Consider the following 18,372-nt stretch of genomic DNA (forward strand, 5'->3'; position numbering starts at 1 on the left):
GACGAATGCCAACTGCTGTTCACAAACACACGTAATGTTCATAAAAACGACTCACCAAAACTTAGGGGCTAGGAGCCGATCACGATGAAAATAGCATCCAACTCAAAATTTGCCGCAGATACGGGCTTATTGGCATTAGGCGCACTGCTTCTGGTTTTACTGCTCTCCGCCGTTGCGACCTTTTTCTACGTCGGCACACACGCCACCTACGATAAGGAATACATCAGCCTCGCGGGTGAACAACGTGTGCTTTCACAGGGTATCGTGAAAAACGCAGCGGAGGCGGCCAGCGCCAACGTGACCGCGTTCAAGCTGCTGCGCCAAACGCGTGATCAATTCGAGAATAACCTGAACCTGTTACGTAACGGCAACCCCGAAACGGGCACCCCTGGTGCGCCCGAGGAGATACAGGCCAGCCTGATGGCCGTGGATACACTGTGGGCTGAGTTCGGTAAAAACGCCGACACCGTGCTTAACGCCGAAGGCACGATCCGCATGCTCAGTGAATTCGTCGGCGCCATTAACGAGACCATGCCCAACCTGCTCGCGCTGTCGGATGAAGTGGTAAGCCTGATGATTGAGTCTGGCGCCAGCGCCAGCCAGATTTACATCGCCAGTCGCCAGCTCATGCTGGTGCCACGTATCTCCGTTAATGCCAACAAGGTCCTGCAGGGTGGCGTTGGCTCATCCGCCGCCGCCGAACACTTCGGTCGCGATGCCGCGCTTTTTGGTCGCGTGCTGACAGGCATGCTGAACGGCGATCGCAAGATGAATGTCAGCCGGGTGGCCTATCCCGATGCCCGCGACAAGCTGAAAGAGGTGACGGAGCAATTCGAGATCGTGCAGGAACTGGTGGGCCGCGTGCTGGAACAGACCCCCGCCCTGTTTGACGCACAAAAGGCCTCGACCAACATGGTGAAAAAGAGCGAGGCCTTGCTGGCCAGCACCACCGACCTGCAAAACGCCTTCACCCAGCTTGGTGACAATCGCTTTGCCACAACCACCCTGGCCAACCTGCTGGGCGCCGCCGCCCTGTTGATCCTTTTCTGGTTAGGCTACAAGATCCAGAAAGACACCAGAACCCGTCTGGCCGAAACGGCTCAGCAGAACAAACAGAACCAGGACGCCATCCTGCGCCTGCTCGATGAAATCGGTGACCTTGCCATCGGTGACCTTACCACCACCGCCACGGTGACTGAGGACATTACCGGGGCCATCGCCGACGCCATCAATTACACCATTGACCAACTGCGCCGTCTGGTTTCCACCATCAACGAAACCACGGTGCAGGTGTCGTCCGCCGCACAGGAAACCCAGGCAACGGCCATGCATCTTGCCGAGGCCAGTGACCATCAGGCAGAACAGATCACGGCCGCCTCCGCCGCTGTGAATGAAATGGCTATCTCCATCGACACCGTATCCAGCAACGCCGCGCAATCTTCTGCGGTGGCCACGCGCTCGATGGATATCGCCAAGAAGGGTGCCCTCGCCGTGCAAAATACCATTCGTGGTATGGACACCATTCGCGAACAGATTCAGGAGACCTCAAAACGCATCAAGCGTCTGGGCGAAAGCTCGCAGGAAATCGGCGACATGGTGGAACTGATCAACGACATTGCCGACCAGACCAACATCCTCGCCCTCAACGCCGCCATCCAGGCCGCCATGGCCGGTGAATCCGGTCGCGGTTTCGCGGTGGTCGCCGACGAGGTGCAACGACTGGCTGAAAAATCCACTGCCGCCACACGTCAGATCGAGGCGCTGGTGAAAACCATCCAGTCTGACACCAACGAAGCGGTCGCCTCCATGGAGGCCTCGACCTCTCAGGTGGTGGAAGGGGCCAAGCTGGCGCTGAATGCCGGTGAGTCGCTGGAAGAGATCGAAAACGTGTCTACCCACCTGGCCGATCTCACCACATCCATTTCCGAGTCTGCACAGCAGCAGGCGACCGCGGCATCCAGCATTTCGGAAAGCATGAATGTGATCCAGGAAGTCACCACGCAGACATCCGCCGGCACTAACGAAACCTCGGCCTCTATCGGCAACCTGGCCGACCTGTCGAATGAGCTGCGCAAATCTGTGGCCGGTTTCAAATTACCGAATTAATCGGCTGCGGTCTCACTGCTTTTATTACCAACGCAACATATGGTCGCGTTAACGATGAAACCGAATATGGAATATTTACCCGGCTATGAGGAATCCGTCATCAAACGACTTCCTCAGATGGAGCCTGAGCAATTCCAGCAGTGGGCTGCGTTGTTAAAGCAGCGCACGGGCATGCGTTTGCCGGATAACCGTATCTCATTTCTGGTCACCAATCTTGGCATGCGCATGCGTGAGCTGGGCATTAACAACTACCAGACCTATTACGACTATGTCACCACCGGACGCGAAGGCATTATTGAGTGGGACCAGCTGGTACATCACCTTACCGTGCATGAAACGCGCTTCCTGCGTCAGCAAAGCGTCCTCTCGCTGATCCGCGATAAATTTCTGCCCAGCAGTCACGAACAGTGCACAGCGTCGCCACTTACCATCAATGTCTGGAGCGTCGGCTGTTCCACCGGTGAAGAGCCGTATAGCGTCGCGATGACAATTGATGAACACCTGCGAAACCTGGGCTGCCAGTATTATCTCGGCGTCACCGCCAGCGACATCAGCCGCAGCTCACTGGCACATGGTCGCAAGGGAATATACAGCCGCCGCCAGATCAAGGACATCGACACCAACTGGCTGGATGAATATTTTGTCATCACCGAGGATGACAAATTCCAGGTACACGACGCGTTGCGCAAACGTGTCTGTTTTAATCAGCTGAACATACTGGATATCGGCAAGGCGCCCATCGGCATGATGGACATCATCATCTGCCAGAACCTGCTGATCTATTTTGACCAGGAGCAACGCATTCAAATTGCCGACACCCTGGCCGACCATTTACAGCCCGGCGGAATACTGATTCTCGGCGTGGGTGAAATCCTCAACTGGAATCACCCCAAGCTTGAACGCTATCCCTATGCCAACACGCTGGCTTTTCAACACCACTAATAATGAAAAATACGACGTACAGGCGCGCTAGATAATTATGGGCGAACAACTCGACTACACCACGCTGACGTGGGTCAAAGATGAAATCCAGGAAAGTCTGAACCAGACCCATCAGGCACTGGAGGCCTTCATTGAAGACCCCACCGACACCACCCAGATCCGCTTCTGCGCCACCTACCTTCATCAGGTCTATGGCACCCTGCAGATGGTCGAAATCTACGGCGCCGCCCTGCTTGCCGAGGAAATGGAAAAGCTCGCCAACGCCCTGCTCAACAACCAGATTGCACAGAAAGATGATGCGTTTGACGTTCTGATCCGCGCCACCCTGCAGCTGCCCAGTTACCTGGAGAGCCTCGAACGCGGCCAGCCCGATATGCCCGTGGTGCTCACGCCCCTGCTCAACGACATGCGCGCGGCGCGCGGCGAACCCCTGCTCAGCGAAAACGCCTTTTTCTCGCCCGACCTGACGGTCGCCCCGCCCGAAAAACGCCTGCCCGCGGATAAAGACTACCCGGAGATGCAGGGTTTCGCGCGCAAGCTGCGGCCCATCTATCAACTCTCCCTGCTCGGCGTGCTGCGCGACAAGGACAGCGCCGGCAGCCTGAAAAAGATGGCGGCGGTATTGCGCGAGCTGCAGAACGCCTCCGAAGACGATACCTGCCAGCGCCTGTGGTGGGTCACCGGCGGCATTGTCGAGGCACTGATCGACGAGGGCCTGGGCAAGAGTACTGCGCTGAAAATGCTGATGGGCCAGGTCGATCGTGAGATCAAGCGGGTGGTGGATGGTGGTGAACAGGCCATTGTCGAAAAACCGCCCACCGACCTGATCAAAAACTGCCTCTATTATGCCGGCACATCGACCTCCAATGGCCCCCGCGTCAGCACCCTGAAACAGGCCTTTAACCTGGAGCAGTTGCTGCCGTTTGGCGGCGCCCTGGAACAGGCGATGGACAACCTCAAGGGTTCCACCTCTGACATCATGGGCAATGTCTCCGGGGTGATTAAGGATGATCTGCTGCAGATCAAGGATCAATTGGACATCTTTGTCCGCAATCCGAAGCGCGAGGTCAGCAGCCTCGCGCCGCTGGCGGATTCACTGCGCCGCACCGCGGATACCCTGGCCATGCTGGGCCTGGGCGATCTGCGCAAGGTCATACAGGATCAGGCCACCCAGCTGAAGCAGTTTGTGGAAGCTGAGCAGGATCCCGCCGATGACGCGCTGATGGAAACGGCGAGCGCCCTGCTCTATGTCGAATCGTCGCTGGACAATCTGCAAACCATCCAGCGCGCGCACAGCGAAGAGGACGCCCCCGACCTCACCATGCAGGGCGCCGAGGATTCCAGGGTCTTACTGCCGCAGAGCGAACAGACCCAGATCGCCAACCTGGTGATCAAGGAGGCCAAGGAGGTCCTGGCCGACGTCAAGGAGGGCTTCAACGCCTTTGCCGTGGAGCCCGGCCAGTTCGAGGCGATCAAGGATGCGCCGGCCAAACTCGCCCAGATTCAGGGCGCGCTGGCGGTGATGAATCTGACCCGCGCCTCCAGACTGCTCGGCGCCGCCAATGCCTATATCCGCGAGGATGTCATTGCCGCGCAAACCAAACCGAATCCCGAACAGCTGGACACCCTGGCGGACGCCATCACCAGCATCGAATATTATCTGGAGGCCATCCGCGAGGGCCGTGGCCAGCCCGAGGGCGTTTTGGCGGTGGCCGAGATCAGCGTCGAGCAGCTTGGCCATCCGGTGGAATCCGTGTCCGACATCATCAATGTCGACACGCTCGCTGAGGCAGAGACTGAGATCGAACGCCTCGAGCCCGAGGCCGAGCTGCCACTCGATGACGCTCTCGATGACGAGATAGCGAATATAGAGAGTAGTGTCGAGACCGCTGCAGTCGAGACTGACAGCCTGGTCGACGACAGCGACATCGCCGCTGCCGACAAGACCCAGGAGATCGTTTTTGAGCAGGCCACCATCACGCCTGAGGATTCCGTCGCCGATCTTGCAATGCCGGCTGCCGAGCCTGAACAGTACCAGGACGAGGACATCGACGAAGAGATCCTCGAAATCTTCGTCGAAGAGGCGGATGAGGTCCTGGTGACCATGACCGACTGTCTGCACGCCTGGCGCGCCAACAATGACGACAGCAAGTCACTGGAAACCCTGCGTCGTTCCTATCACACCATTAAAGGAAGCGGCCGCCTGGCGGGTGCGATGGTGATGGGTGACTTTGCCTGGTCCATCGAGAATCTGCTCAACCGCGTGCTGGATAACAAGATCGCCGCAAGCCCGGCCATGTTTACCCTGCTGGACAATGCCGAGAGCGTGGTACGCGGCTTGCTGGCCCACCTGAAAAAGGAAACCGAGGCCCGTCCGCCGGTGAAGGCCCTCGCCGCACAGGCGGATGCCATGGCAGACGGCGCCAGCTTCAGCGTGAGTGATATCGCCTCGGTTGCTGTGGTCACTGGCCCGGCCGCCGCCGCGCCCGATCTGCCTGATGCGTCGGACAGTGACGACAGCGCTCTGACCGACATTCTTTCCGACACCACGGCCCCGCTGGAAGATGCGGCTGCTGAAGACGATGCCTTCCTCCTGGACGAGCCCCTGTCCCTTGAAGATGACCTGTCCCTTGAAGGCACCGTGCTTGCCGATGATGCCTTTATGGTTGAAGACGCCTTGGTGGATGAAGACTCACTTTCGCTCGAAGACTCTCTATCCGTTGAAGACTCTCTATCCGCTGAAGACGCTTTGGCGGATGAAGACCCATTTTCATCTGAAGAGGCCTTGGCAGTTGAAGACCCCTTCTCGATAGATGAAGACGTCTCCTGGGCGGATGACGCCGCTGTTGATGCGTTATCGTCTGCCGGCGACTCTGCCCAGATTGATGCTGAACTGGTCGATAATGCCATTGATGAGCTTGAGGCGATTTCTCTCGAACTGAGCATGGAGGCTGAGGACGAATCCGAAGCCGCGCCCGGCAGCGCCGCCGACCAGGCCCCCGCCTATGAATCCACCCTGGTGGATGTGTTTCGCAAGGAGGCCGCCACCCATATCGGCGCCATTCGTGAATTCCTGCTCAATGCCAACAACGAGACCACCGGCGTCACCGACGAGCTGCACCGTGCCTTCCACACCCTGCATGGCAGCGCACGGATGGCCAATGTGGCGTCGATCTCCGAACTGAGTGAACCCGCCGATCGCCTGATTCGCGCCATGCACGGGCATGGCATCTCCATCGACAGTGACGGACAGGCCTTGCTGTACGACCTGACCCAGGTCATCGAGACACTGGTGGCGGACTTTGATCGCGACGACTTTGTTGCGCCGGACAATTCCGCCCTGCTCAGCCGTCTTGCCGCCTACCATGATGCCGTGCTGGCAAGCGCTGCCACGACACCCGTCCCTGCGGAACCCCAGGCACCGGTCAGTGCGTCCAGCGATGAAGACGCCGAACTGCTCGAGGTGTTCGTCGAAGAGGCGGACGAGATCCTCGGCCACAGCGATGCCCTGATGCAGCAATGGCGGTCCGCCGATGCGGGTGACACCAGTGCGATCGTCGAGATACAACGTGCCCTGCACACCCTCAAGGGTGGCGCACGACTGGCCAATTTTGCGGCCATCGGCGATCTCACCCACGCACTGGAGTCCGTGCTGGAGGCCGTCACCGAAGGCCGGCGCGCCACAGTCGATCAATTGCCCGCCCTGGTGCAGCAGGGGCTCGACTGGCTGGCCAACGCCATCCAACAGGTCCGCACGGGTGAGCCCGTGACGGCCGCCGATGATTTACTGGCACAGATCGCGGCCATCACGACCGGCGCTGGCACCGCCGAACCTGCCGATGATGAGCTCGAGATGTTTTCTATCTCGACAACAGACAGCGCTGCCGACGATCTGCAAGCGCTCGACGCCCCCACCCAAGGGCTGTCGGACGACACGCCGGTTGTGTCCGAGGAACTGGAGCAGACCGAACCCACGGCCAGCCTGCCCGGCGAAGACGAGTTCGAAGAACTCACCGAGACCGAGCAACCGCGCAGCACCCGCATACCTGAACCCGAGGCGGTCGCCGCCGCCGACGTCGATTACGACCCCGACCTGCTGGAGATCTTTCTGGAAGAGGCGGAAGAGATCCAGGAAAACACGGAACGGGCCCTGCAGGCCTGGGCCACGCAACTCGACAACCTTGAACACATTGCCGAATTACAGCGCCTGCTGCATACCCTGAAGGGTGGCGCCCGCATGGCGAACGTCTCCGCGGTGGGTGACCTGGCGCATGCGATGGAATCCCTGCTGGAACGTATTACGGATGGCCGCACCCCACCCGCGGCCCAGCACCCTGCGCTGATTCAGACCTGTCACGACTGGCTGGTTGGCGCCCTGGAACAGGCGCGCAAACTGCAGCCGACCTCGGTGCCCACGGAACTGATCGCCCAGCTCGAGGCCGCCATCCGGGGCGAGCAATATACGCCCGCCACGCCCGCGGTCACGGCAGCGCCTGAGCCTGCGTCAACACCCGCCGCCGTAAAACCGGAGCCAGTTCCTGAGGCTGCCGAGATTGCCGCCGAGGCCATCGATCCGGCCGACATGGAAGAGCTTGCCACCTCATTCAGTCTGGATACCGCCGACCTGCACAAGGCCGAGCAAAAGGCCGCCGCCGGTTCCGATGAACAGGTCCGCGTGCGTGCCGACCTGCTGAATAACCTGGTGAATTTTTCCGGCGAGATCAATATCTACAATTCGCGTATCGCGCAGCAGCTGGGCGCGAGCCGCTTCAATCTCGCCGAACTCGATCAGACCGTACAGCGCCTGCACGGGCAGCTGCGCAGTTTCGAGATCGAGACCGAGACGCAGATCATGTACCGGCATGAGACGACCGTATCCGACACCGAGGATTTCGATCCGCTGGAGATGGACCGCTTCTCCACCATGCAGCAACTGTCCCGCAGTATGGTGGAGAGTCTGGGCGATCTGACCAACATCCAGTCGATTCTGGAAAACCATGCCAGCGAGACCGACATCCTGCTCCTGCAACAGCAGCGGGTTACCAGCGATCTGCAGGAAGGCCTGATGCGCACCCGCATGGTGTCCTTCTCCAGCATCCTGCCACGCCTGCGCCGCATCCTGCGCCAGACCTGCAAGGAGGTCGGCAAGGAGGCGGAACTGCTGGTGACCGGTGGAGAGGGCGAACTCGATCGCACCCAGCTCAACCGCATCGTGCCCGCCCTGGAACACATCCTGCGCAACGCCATCGGCCACGGCCTGGAACTACCGCAGATCCGTGAGCAGGCCGGCAAACCGGCCAGCGGTAATGTGCACATCGTCTTTGCCCATCAGGGTTCCGAGGTGGTGCTGACCATCTCCGATGACGGTGCCGGTATCAATATCGATGCGCTGCGCAACAAGGCCATTGAGAAGGGCCGCATGCTCGCCGATGCCGATCTGTCCGACCGCGAGATCATCGAATTCATCCTCGAAACCGGATTCAGTACCGCCGCCGAAGTGACCCAGATATCCGGGCGTGGCGTCGGCATGGATGTGGTCAACACCGAGGTCAAACAGCTGGGCGGCACGCTGCATATCGAGTCCGAGGCCGGCAAGGGCACCCGCTTCATCCTGCGCCTGCCGCTGACCGTGCTGGTCAACCAGGCATTGATGATCCAGGTTGCCGATGCCACCTATGCCATCCAGCTGCCGAATATCGAACATGTGGTGCGGGTCGGCACCGCCGAGCTCGAACCCATGGTGTCGGGTGAAAATCCCTTTTATGAATACGCCGGCAACCAGTACCAGTACCTCAATCTGGGCACGGTATTGCATGGCGCCGCGCCCATCCTGCCACAGCAACGCCAGCGTGTGCCGTTGATGCTGATACGCAGCGCGGATCACCGCGTTGCCCTGCACGTGGACAATCTTCTCGGCCGGCAGGAAATCGTCATCAAGTCGGTCGGCCCGCAGCTCAGCACCGTCAATGTCCTGAGTGGCGCGACCATTCTGCCGGACGGTCAGGTCGCACTGATTCTGGATGTCGGCAATCTGGTGCGCTCGGCACTGGCGCAACGCCACGGCAAGGCATCGCCACTGTTGCCCACCATCGACGAGAGTGCCGCCGCAGAGAACAAGATGCCGACCGTGATGATCGTCGACGACTCCATCACCGTGCGCAAGGTGACGGAGCGCCTGCTCAAGCGCTACGAGTACAATATTATTACCGCCAAGGATGGTGTCGATGCCCTCACCGTGATGATCGAACAGATCCCCGACATCATGCTGCTCGACGTCGAGATGCCGCGCATGGATGGTTACGAGCTCGCCACCACCATGCGCAACGACACCCGCCTGAACAACGTGCCCATCATCATGATCACCTCGCGTACCGGCGACAAACACCGACAGCGCGCGCTGGATATCGGCGTCAACATGTACATGGGCAAGCCCTATCAGGAACACGAACTGATCGAAAACATCCGCGCCCTCACCGGCGTCAAACAGGCCTAGCGCCCTGTTTCCATGCCCGACACCATGCACAGTTCAGCGCACACCTCACCGACCCGGGTTGCGATTCTCGCCAGCTCTGACAAGACCCAGCAGTTATTGTCCGAGCTGCTGGAGGGTGCCGGCCTGGAGATCGTCGCACGCGACCTGCCCAGCGATAATTTTCTCTCGCTGCTGGAGTCGGTGTCGGCCGATGTGTTGCTGGTGGACCTCAGCGAGGAAACCGGCAGAGAAACCGACATCATCGACACCCTGCTGGATTACGACAAGTTACCCATCCTCTTCAATGACAGCAGTCCGGCCAGCGGCGGCGCCAATGCCCTGTGGGCGAAAAAGCTCGCCCGCAAACTCGCCGAACTGGTCTGCGAACACGCGCCCGTCACAGCCGCCACGATTTTGCCTGAACCCGTCTCTGAGCCGACCCTGGAAACGGCGGCCGTGGCGGACAGCGTTTCTCCCAACATAACGACCACCACACTACCCGCGATCAGCGAGACCGCCGCGGCCCCCAACCTGGCCCGCGACCAGCCGTTAGACGCCGCGAGCAAGCCGCCGGCCGTAAAGACCCCGCGCAGCAAGCTCGAAAAGCCGGAGGGTGCCGCCGTCAATTTCTGGGTGCTGGGCGCATCGCTGGGTGGACCGCAGGCGGTACGCCAGTTTCTTGCCGCCGTTAAACCCGATCTGCCCGTGGCCTTTATCCTGGCCCAGCACATCGGCGCCAATCATATCTCCCTGCTGGCGGAGCAACTGGATCGCGTTACCCCGTTCAAGGTGTTGGCCGGTCGTTCCGGTTACCTGCTGCGTCATCATGAGGTTGTGCTGGCGCCGGCGGACAAATCCATCAGCATTACCGAAGACGGTTATCTGTCCCTGGGGCCGGCGCCGGAGAAGGCCATCTATTCGCCGAGTGTCGATGACGCCATGATCGCCGTCGCCAAACGCTATGGCAACATGGCGGGCACCATCGTCTTCAGCGGCATGGGCGATGATGGCGCGCGCGGCTGCGAGGCCATCGCCGAGCACGGCGGTATCGTCTGGGCGCAGGATGTCGACAGCTGCGTGATCAGCAGCATGCCGGATCAGGCCCGTAAGACCAATACGGTGACCTATAGTGCAAACCCGCGCATGCTCGCCGATCAGCTGTATCGTTACTACAGTGATGCCATTACCTAGTGCAAATTAACCAACCGTAAATGAATCAACTGTTAGCAAACACCTTTTACCAAAAACCGTTTGCCAAAGACCATTTACCAAAGAGTAAGCCACCATGAAAACAGCCGAAGAAATAAGCAGTGTGGTACGTACCCAGCTGCTGCCGCTATCGGGGATGAACCTGGTATTGCCCAACACCTGCATCGCGGAGGTCATCAACCTTCAGCCTATTGAGCCCATTGCCGACGCGCCGCAATGGTTGCTGGGCATGACCAGCTGGCGCGGGGTGAATATCCCGGTTATCTCTTTCGAGCAGGCCAACGGCGCGGACCCTGATGCGCCCTCCAGAACCACCCGCATTGCCGTACTCAACAGCAGCGAGGCGGGTACGGAGCTGCCGTTTTACGGACTGCTCACCCAGGGCATCCCCAAACTGCTCGCAGTGCAGAAGGCGGATATCAACAGCGTTGCAAAACCGGCGACCAAGCTGCCCCTGGCCCGGCAACAGACCCTGATCAATGATGTCGCTGCGGTCATCCCTGATCAGCAGAAGATCGAATCCCTGCTGAAAAAACAGGGCGTAACCGCCAACTAACCGGTGGCCTCGGTAGCGCCGGCTAATCCCGCGTCGCCAATTCAATCCCTTCGCAGGCCGTGCGCGCCATCAGGGCAATCTCCTCTTGGTTGATGACATACGGCGGCATGAAATAGACCACGTTGCCGATCGGCCGCAGCAGTACACCGTTCGCCAGCGCATGTTGATAGACGCGCAGGCCTCGCCGCTCCTGCCAGGCATAGGGCGTCTTGCTCGATTTTTGTTTGACCATCTCCATCGCCAGGATCATTCCGCACTGTCGCACCTCGCCGACATGGGGATGATCGGCAAGCTCCGCCACGCCTGCGGCCATCTGGGCTGACAATATCTGGTTATCCTTCATCACGTCCCGTTGCTCGAACAGCTCCAGGGTCGCCAGCGCGGCGCTGCAACCCAGCGGATTGCCGGTATAGCTGTGCGAATGCAGAAACGCGGTCAGGTTTTCGTAATCGTCATAAAAGGCCTGATACACACTCTCGGTGGTGACGACCGCGGCCAGCGGTAGATAGCCACCGGTGAGCCCTTTCGACAGACACATGAAATCCGGACTGATGCCGGCCTGCTCACAGCCAAACAGGGTGCCGGTGCGGCCGAAGCCCACGGCGACCTCGTCGGCAATCAGCAACACCCCGTGGCGATCACAGGCCTCGCGCAGCATTTTCAGATACACCGCGTCGTACATGCGCACGTTGCCCGCCACCTGCACCAGCGGCTCAACGATCACGGCGCACACCTCACCGGCATGCGCTTCCAGCGCCTGCTCCATGGCGGCAAACTGGCGCACCGCATAATCCCTGGCGGACTCGCCCGGCTCACGGCAGTAGCTGTCCGGCGAGGCCACGGTGATCGGCTGCATCAGCAGCGGCTCGTAGGTCTCCTTATAGAGCGCCACATCGCCCATCGCCAGGGCGCCGAGGGTTTCACCGTGATAGCTGTTGGCCAGGTTGATAAATTTTGTCTTACGCGGCCGCCCGCCTTTCGCCAAACCGCTGTGGCGCTCCCGGTTTAACCAGAAGTGAAAACTCATCTTCAGCGCGACCTCGATCGCCGACGAGCCATTGTCGGTAAAAAAAACCCGCTGTAGTCCGGGAGGGGTGATCTCGACCAGTTTTTCCGACAGGCGGATCACCGGCTCATGGGTAAAACCCGCCAGCAGCACATGCTCCAGCTCAGACATCTGCCGGCTGACCGCCGCATTGATGTAGGGATTGGCATGCCCGAAGATATTCACCCACCACGAGCTGACCGCATCCAGATAGCGCTGGCCCTCAAAGTCCTCCAGCCATACCCCCTTGCCGCGGCGGATCGGGACCATCGGCAGGTGCTCGTGATCCTTCATCTGGGTGCAGGGGTGCCATAGCACGGCGAGATCCCGTGCCTTCCATTCGTCGTTGGTCATTGTTAAGCCCGTGGTGAATTCGTGGTGCATAAAAGGGGCGAGTGTACCGCCTTCGTCGAGAACCGGCAGCCGCTTTATGCCGGGCGTAAAAAAAAACGGCCTTGGGGAAAGGCCGCCAATAAAAAAATCACCATCAGAGAGGGAGGGGTAGATGATGACTTCAGTAAATTTTTAGACTCTAATATTCCAATAGTCAAGGAGACCACTCAACTATCATGTATTTGCCCCGGAATATGCCGCCGGCTATTCCGCTTTCCCGATTAGCTCATCGGTCGTTAGAACTAAACCCTTGATTATTCAGACCTTACTATACTGCAGACCCGCGCCCAGCCAGCGCTGGATCAGCGGCATAATCCGCTCGGGGTGATCGCGCAACAGGGTCTCCGTACACACCGCGATGGCGGGCAGCAGGGCCTGGTCGCGCTGCAGATCGGCGATGCGCAGGTTCAGCAGGCCCGTCTGCCGCGTGCCCAGCAACTCCCCCGGTCCGCGGATCTCCAGATCCCGCTGGGCGACCACGAAACCGTCGGTGGTCTCCCGCAATGTCGCCAGACGCAGCCGGGCCGTCTTCGACAGGGCGGCGCCGTACAGCAGCACGCAGCTACTCTGCTGGTCGCCGCGGCCCACCCGGCCCCGCAGCTGGTGCAGCTGCGACAGACCCAGGCGCTCCGCGTTGTCGATGATCATCAGGCTGGCGTTGGGCACATCGACCCCGACCTCGATCACCGTGGTCGCCACCAGCAGGTCGATCTCGCCGGCCTTGAAGCGGGCCATCACCTCGGCCTTTTCGCTCGCCTTGAGCCGGCCATGCACCAGGCCGATGCGCAGATCCGGCAGGGCCTGATGCAGAATCTCCGCGGTCTCCTGCGCCGCCTGGCATTGCAGTTTCTCCGACTCCTCCACCAGCGGACACACCCAATAGGCCTGCCGACCCTGACGACAGGCCTGATGGGTGCGGGCCACCACCTCGTCGCGGCGCTGTTCCGAAATCACCACCGTCTCCACCGGCGTGCGGCCCGGCGGCAGCTCATCGATCACCGACAGGTCCAGGTCGGCATAGGCGGTCTGCGCCAGGGTGCGGGGAATCGGCGTGGCCGTCATCACCAGCTGATGCGGGTAGCCCTGCTCCAGGGCCCCCTTGTTCTGCAACGCCAGGCGCTGGTGCACACCAAAGCGGTGCTGCTCATCAATGATCACCAGCCCCAGGGCGGAAAAGGCCACGCCTTCCTGAAACAGGGCCTGGGTACCCACGATCACCTGGGCCGCGCCGTCCTGCATTGCGCCCAGCACCTGCGCGCGCGTCCGGCCCTTGGTCTTTCCCGACAGCCAGCCCACCGACACCGCCAACGGCGTCAGCCACTGCTCGAAGTTGATGCGATGCTGTTCGGCCAGCAGCTCCGTCGGCGCCATCACCGCGACCTGAAAACCGGCCTCCACCGCCTGCAACGCCGCCGCCGCCGCGACAATGGTCTTGCCGCTGCCCACATCCCCCTGCACCAGGCGTTGCATCGGCCGCGGCTGGTCCAGATCCTGGCGTATCTCGCTGATTACCCGCTGCTGTGCCGCCGTCAGTGCAAACGGCAGGCCGCGCAACAGGTCCTGGACCAGACGCCCGGCCACCTGCATGGCCGGCGCCGACCTTGCCTGGTGTCGTTGTCGCAACTGACGCAGGCTCAGCTGATGGGCCAACAGCTCCTCGAACGCCAGGCGCTGCTGAGCGGGATGCACGCCCTGCTGCAGGGCGGCCAGCTCGGCATCCGCCGGCGGATAATGCACATAGCGCACCGCCGCCGCCAGACTGGGCATCGCCTGCTGGGCCAGCACGCTGTCCGGCAACAACTCCCGCAGCTGCGTCTTCATCAGCTCCGCATCGGCCAGAACCGCGGCGATCAGCGCGCGCAGCTTCTGTTGGCGCAAACCCTCGGTGGTGGGATACACCGGCGTCAGTCGCTCGTCCCGCTCCACCTCTGCCTGCCCATCCCCGCATTCACGATATTCCGGATGCACCATCTCCAGCTTCCCGCCCGCAGCCCGCACCTCGCCAAAGCACTCCACCACAGCGCCCCGCGCCAGGCGCTGCTGTTGCTGCTGATTGAAATGGAAAAACCGCAGGGTGATAAACCCGGTGCCATCGCTGATGCGCGACAACAGCATGCGCTGCCGCCCGTACTTCACCTCGGTGAGCTGCACCTCGCCCCTGATGGTGATCTCATCACCATTGCGCAGGCTGCCAATCGCCGCCACACGGGTGCGATCCTGATAGCGCAGCGGCAGATGAAACAACAGATCCGCAATGCCGGTAATCCCCAGATTTGCCAGTTTCTCCACAATACTCGACCCCACCCCCTTCAGGCGTAACAGGGATTGAGCTTCAGGATTTTCAGTCAAGACGACAGGGTCATTCAACGCGACACATCCAGGCAAGGGTTGAATCCGGATTGTACACGCCAGCCGTGGCGCGTGAATAACGCCAGGCAACAAACAGCGGCGGTGATGCCGTCGCACCTATGGCCATTAAGGCCTGGGCGGATTTTGCTGAATGTGCATTGCATACTGGTGTGAATAGCCGCTCTTCCTGATCCGCCCCGCGCAGGGCGGGTGACATCAGCGAATAGATTTCCCGCAACAAAACAGGCCGATCCCTCGATTGAGAGCAACATCATCCTGAATCCACGGCTAGGCCACGGACGGTTAGAGAACACCGCCCAACGGACTGATCACGGCATTTCCACCCCGCCCCAACACATGGGTGTAAATCTGAGTGGTGCGCACATCGCTGTGGCCGAGCTGTTCCTGCACGGTACGAATGTCCGCTCCGCGCTCCAGTAAGTGAGTGGCGAACGAATGCCGCAGGGTGTGGCAAGTAGCGGGCTTGGTAATCCCCGCCGCGCGAACGGCCCGTTTGATGGCCCTTTGCAAGGCCTGCTCATCGAGATGATGGCGACGCATCACGTCCGAACGCGGGTCCACACTTCGCTGGCTTGCGGGAAAAACATATTGCCACGCCCATTGCTTCGGCGCATTCGGGTATTTCCTCGCGAGCGCATAGGGAAGATAGACCTCGCCAAATCCATCAACCAAATCTTTTTCATGCAGGCCGCGCACCTGCTGCAAATGACGCTGCAACGGAACGATGAGCTCATCCGCCAGCGTCACCACACGATCCTTACCACCTTTACCGTCAATGATGCGAACGGCACGATGATCAAAATCCAGATGCATCACCCGCAGGCGAACACATTCCATCAGCCGCAACCCGGAGCCATACATGAGGCAGGCCGCCAGCCAGTACTGGCCTTCGAGCTGCCGCAGCAGTGAATGAACCTCCTCGCGAGTCAGAACCACAGGCAGCTTTTGTTTTTTCTTCGCGCGGGTAAAACCAATGGCATCGTTCAAGGGGCGCTCCAATACCACCTTATAGAGAAAATTCAACGCATTAAGCGCCTGATTCTGCGTCGCTGGAGCGACGTCTCTGTTTATCGCCAGGTGCGATAGAAAGGCACGCACCTCAGGCTCCGCCATATCACGCGGGTGCCTCTTTCCATGGAAAAGAATAAAACGTTTGATCCAATCCAGATAAGTGGACTCGGTGCGGATACTGTAGTGACGCAAGCGGATAGCGGTACGAACTTCCTCAAGGAACGGCGAACGCGAAGGCTTATTCATAGTGGCTTCCTGCCAGGTGAAATAGTGCCAATGTAGGGGGCATGAGTAATATGCGTCAATGTGAAATATTACCGCCTGCTGATGGGGGCATGCAGCCGATGGGTTCGATGCCTATTAGAAATCCCTAACTAAAGATAACTGGTTGAAAGGAACGGCGAAAATCACATTTGCCGAACAGGCGGAAAAGGTGTACTAATACCCGGAGCAAAATAAAGGGAGCATAATATGCGTCAAAATGACGTAGTTTTCCACGTCAATCTGACGTCCATTCACTGTTAGATAAAAAATTATGAATAAGATGATGCTGACTATTTTGCTTGTAATTGTTGCTACTATTGCTACGTTATTTTTTGCCCCTTTGGATACAGCATGGATTAGCGCAATAATAGCGCTTGTCGCATTAATGGTTTCTTTGATAAGTGCATTTAAAGACGAAATATTCCCATTTCGACTAACTGTATTGTGTGATGAAATCATATTGGCTCCGACATCGGCAGCATCTCATGATAGTTTGGCTCTTATTTTTCCATTTGTATTTATAAATGATGGGAATGGTTCGGGAGTTGTTGAGCGTTTATCAATTAAAGTAGAAAGCGCAGATTCAGTGAAACTTTATGCTCCTTTGTCAGAGATCGATTATGGAGTATATATTAGCGGAAAAAGAAGGGTCCATGCTGAGTCCATAATAGGTGCATTTGGGGCATTTCCTTTGCAAGGTAAAGAATCTATTCAAAAACATATTTTATTCTCTCAAGCAGAGAATTCTGAAAAATATCCGTTTAATACATGGAATGAAGATACATTTAAAATAAGAGTGTTTGTAAAATGCTCGAATACTAAGAAACCAAAAGAATTAGTATGTTTCAATCGTCAAATTACAAAAACTATTTTAGATAATTATAAGAGTGGGATTGGTGCATCGGTGGTAGGTAATAGAGAATTAGATATCTAACAAACACTTAAACACGGACCCACCTCTGCGGCGTTTCGTTTGTGGCGATTGCCACAAGCCTCACGCCGCGCCGGTGGTCCGGTTAAGCTGGCGTTAGAAATTTAGAGGCACCAAATGAATGGATCAAATCAACAAGATTTTTCGAATTTCCTTCCAAGGGCTAAACCCACCAAGAAGGAAGAGTTAATTGAAGAATGCAAAAAACTAAATGTTTCGCCATACATAGACGATAGTGGTGAGACATCTAGCGGAGTTTATTCAGAAATGCGTGCGGTAGCCTCAGAGGCTGAGATTGAAAGAAGGTTGATCGCTAAAAGGTCAATGCTTTCGGCAGAGCACTCAAAATACATTTCGATCATTGCTATAGTTATCGCTTTGATTTCTCTTGTAAAGTCCTTTTGGTAGGCATCCTTATATGAATTTAATAATGAAAAAATATGCTTTAACCCTAACTGTCATATTACTGACTGGTTGCGCTTCTATAGCCCCAAGCGCTGACATAAAGCCACCCCATTTTGAGTCTCGTCATTCCGTAAGTAATTTTGCGTTTGCAATAATTCAAGATGGAGAAACCATAAATTCGGCGTTAATAACACAGAGCGGAGGCTACACAAAAAGCACTGATCCCGCCTCATTGATCTCCGGTGTGTTGCTAAAAATGGGAGTAACCCGACTCTTTAAAGTTCCTGATGGCAACAAAGATAAACTGCTGTTGGTTACCTGGGGAATTAGCGGAACAAGAAAGATAGGTATGCTTGGCGCTTATTCACAAGAGATTACGATACTCATGAGAAAAGCGGATAACTTAGATATTGTATATAAATGCACCGCTGAAGGAATAGGCTCAACCGAAGCTGATGATATTCGTGAGGCAGTATTCTCGTGCCTAAGTGGATTAACGTGATTTCTAACAATCGCATACACTCGGACAGCAAAAAGCGCCGCTCCTTCGTCGCTCTGCTTTTTGCTTCCGGTGATGCGAAGCGTTATGTGTATAAATTAATATGCAAAATCAATCACTGCTGTCCCGTTAACTTTCACAGCAAGACCAACTGATTGATATCAGGTTG

General features: G+C 58.0%; 11 protein-coding genes. 8 read left to right on the forward strand and 3 right to left on the reverse strand.

Translation table 11 applies throughout. The features are described from left to right. Window positions 1–84: 84 nt before the first annotated feature. The 5 genes from RRB22_04180 (at window position 85) to RRB22_04200 (ending at window position 11,285) form a co-directional block, all read left to right on the forward strand. Window positions 85–2,106, forward strand: coding sequence for a methyl-accepting chemotaxis protein (locus RRB22_04180; protein MDT8383591.1), 2,022 nt, complete (start codon window positions 85–87; stop codon window positions 2,104–2,106). A gap of 66 nt (window positions 2,107–2,172) precedes the next feature. After that, window positions 2,173–3,048, forward strand: a complete 876-nt coding sequence (locus RRB22_04185) for a protein-glutamate O-methyltransferase CheR (GenBank protein ID MDT8383592.1) — start codon at window positions 2,173–2,175, stop codon at window positions 3,046–3,048. 37 nt (window positions 3,049–3,085) lie between these two features. Further along, window positions 3,086–9,541, forward strand: coding sequence for an Hpt domain-containing protein (locus RRB22_04190; protein MDT8383593.1), 6,456 nt, complete (start codon window positions 3,086–3,088; stop codon window positions 9,539–9,541). 24 nt (window positions 9,542–9,565) lie between these two features. Then, a complete protein-coding gene (locus RRB22_04195; protein ID MDT8383594.1) occupies window positions 9,566–10,711 on the forward strand; it encodes a chemotaxis protein CheB in 1,146 nt (381 codons plus the stop codon). A 94-nt stretch (window positions 10,712–10,805) separates the two neighbouring features. Next, on the forward strand, window positions 10,806–11,285 hold the full coding sequence (locus RRB22_04200) for a chemotaxis protein CheW (protein MDT8383595.1): 480 nt from the start codon (window positions 10,806–10,808) through the stop codon (window positions 11,283–11,285). Between the two features lie 22 nt (window positions 11,286–11,307). Here RRB22_04200 and RRB22_04205 read toward each other — a convergent pair whose 3' ends face one another. From RRB22_04205 to RRB22_04215, 3 genes are all read right to left on the reverse strand, one after another. Beyond that, window positions 11,308–12,684 (reverse strand): adenosylmethionine--8-amino-7-oxononanoate transaminase, encoded by a 1,377-nt coding sequence (locus RRB22_04205; GenBank protein ID MDT8383596.1) that lies wholly within the window; start codon window positions 12,682–12,684, stop codon window positions 11,308–11,310. 297 nt (window positions 12,685–12,981) lie between these two features. Continuing rightward, entirely contained in the window at window positions 12,982–15,072 is a 2,091-nt protein-coding gene (gene recG / locus RRB22_04210; protein MDT8383597.1) for an ATP-dependent DNA helicase RecG, read from the reverse strand. A gap of 303 nt (window positions 15,073–15,375) precedes the next feature. Further along, window positions 15,376–16,350, reverse strand: coding sequence for an integron integrase (locus RRB22_04215; GenBank protein ID MDT8383598.1), 975 nt, complete (start codon window positions 16,348–16,350; stop codon window positions 15,376–15,378). Window positions 16,351–16,639: 289 nt separating this feature from the next. On the opposite strand from RRB22_04215, the gene RRB22_04220 reads away from it, so the two are divergent. From RRB22_04220 to RRB22_04230, 3 genes are all read left to right on the forward strand, one after another. Further along, window positions 16,640–17,302 (forward strand): hypothetical protein, encoded by a 663-nt coding sequence (locus RRB22_04220; protein MDT8383599.1) that lies wholly within the window; start codon window positions 16,640–16,642, stop codon window positions 17,300–17,302. 114 nt (window positions 17,303–17,416) lie between these two features. Further along, window positions 17,417–17,707 (forward strand): hypothetical protein, encoded by a 291-nt coding sequence (locus tag RRB22_04225; protein ID MDT8383600.1) that lies wholly within the window; start codon window positions 17,417–17,419, stop codon window positions 17,705–17,707. A 22-nt stretch (window positions 17,708–17,729) separates the two neighbouring features. Beyond that, window positions 17,730–18,206 carry a hypothetical protein gene (locus RRB22_04230; protein MDT8383601.1) on the forward strand — a complete coding sequence of 159 codons (477 nt, stop codon included), beginning with the start codon at window positions 17,730–17,732 and terminating at the stop codon, window positions 18,204–18,206. Window positions 18,207–18,372 lie beyond the last annotated feature (166 nt).

The sequence above is a fragment of the Gammaproteobacteria bacterium genome (assembly GCA_032250735.1).
GTDB lineage: Bacteria > Pseudomonadota > Gammaproteobacteria > SZUA-152 > SZUA-152 > SZUA-152.

Bases quoted from the DNA above. Each gene is read 5' to 3' on its own strand.
- RRB22_04180 (MDT8383591.1), top strand. From the start codon at position 85: ATGAAAATAGCATCCAACTCAAAATTTGCCGCAGATACGGGCTTATTG.
- RRB22_04185 (MDT8383592.1), top strand. From the start codon at position 2,173: ATGGAATATTTACCCGGCTATGAGGAATCCGTCATCAAACGACTTCCT.
- RRB22_04190 (MDT8383593.1), top strand. From the start codon at position 3,086: ATGGGCGAACAACTCGACTACACCACGCTGACGTGGGTCAAAGATGAA.
- RRB22_04195 (MDT8383594.1), top strand. From the start codon at position 9,566: ATGCACAGTTCAGCGCACACCTCACCGACCCGGGTTGCGATTCTCGCC.
- RRB22_04200 (MDT8383595.1), top strand. From the start codon at position 10,806: ATGAAAACAGCCGAAGAAATAAGCAGTGTGGTACGTACCCAGCTGCTG.
- RRB22_04205 (MDT8383596.1), bottom strand. From the start codon at position 12,684: ATGACCAACGACGAATGGAAGGCACGGGATCTCGCCGTGCTATGGCAC.
- RRB22_04215 (MDT8383598.1), bottom strand. From the start codon at position 16,350: ATGAATAAGCCTTCGCGTTCGCCGTTCCTTGAGGAAGTTCGTACCGCT.
- RRB22_04220 (MDT8383599.1), top strand. From the start codon at position 16,640: ATGAATAAGATGATGCTGACTATTTTGCTTGTAATTGTTGCTACTATT.
- RRB22_04225 (MDT8383600.1), top strand. From the start codon at position 17,417: ATGAATGGATCAAATCAACAAGATTTTTCGAATTTCCTTCCAAGGGCT.
- RRB22_04230 (MDT8383601.1), top strand. From the start codon at position 17,730: ATGAAAAAATATGCTTTAACCCTAACTGTCATATTACTGACTGGTTGC.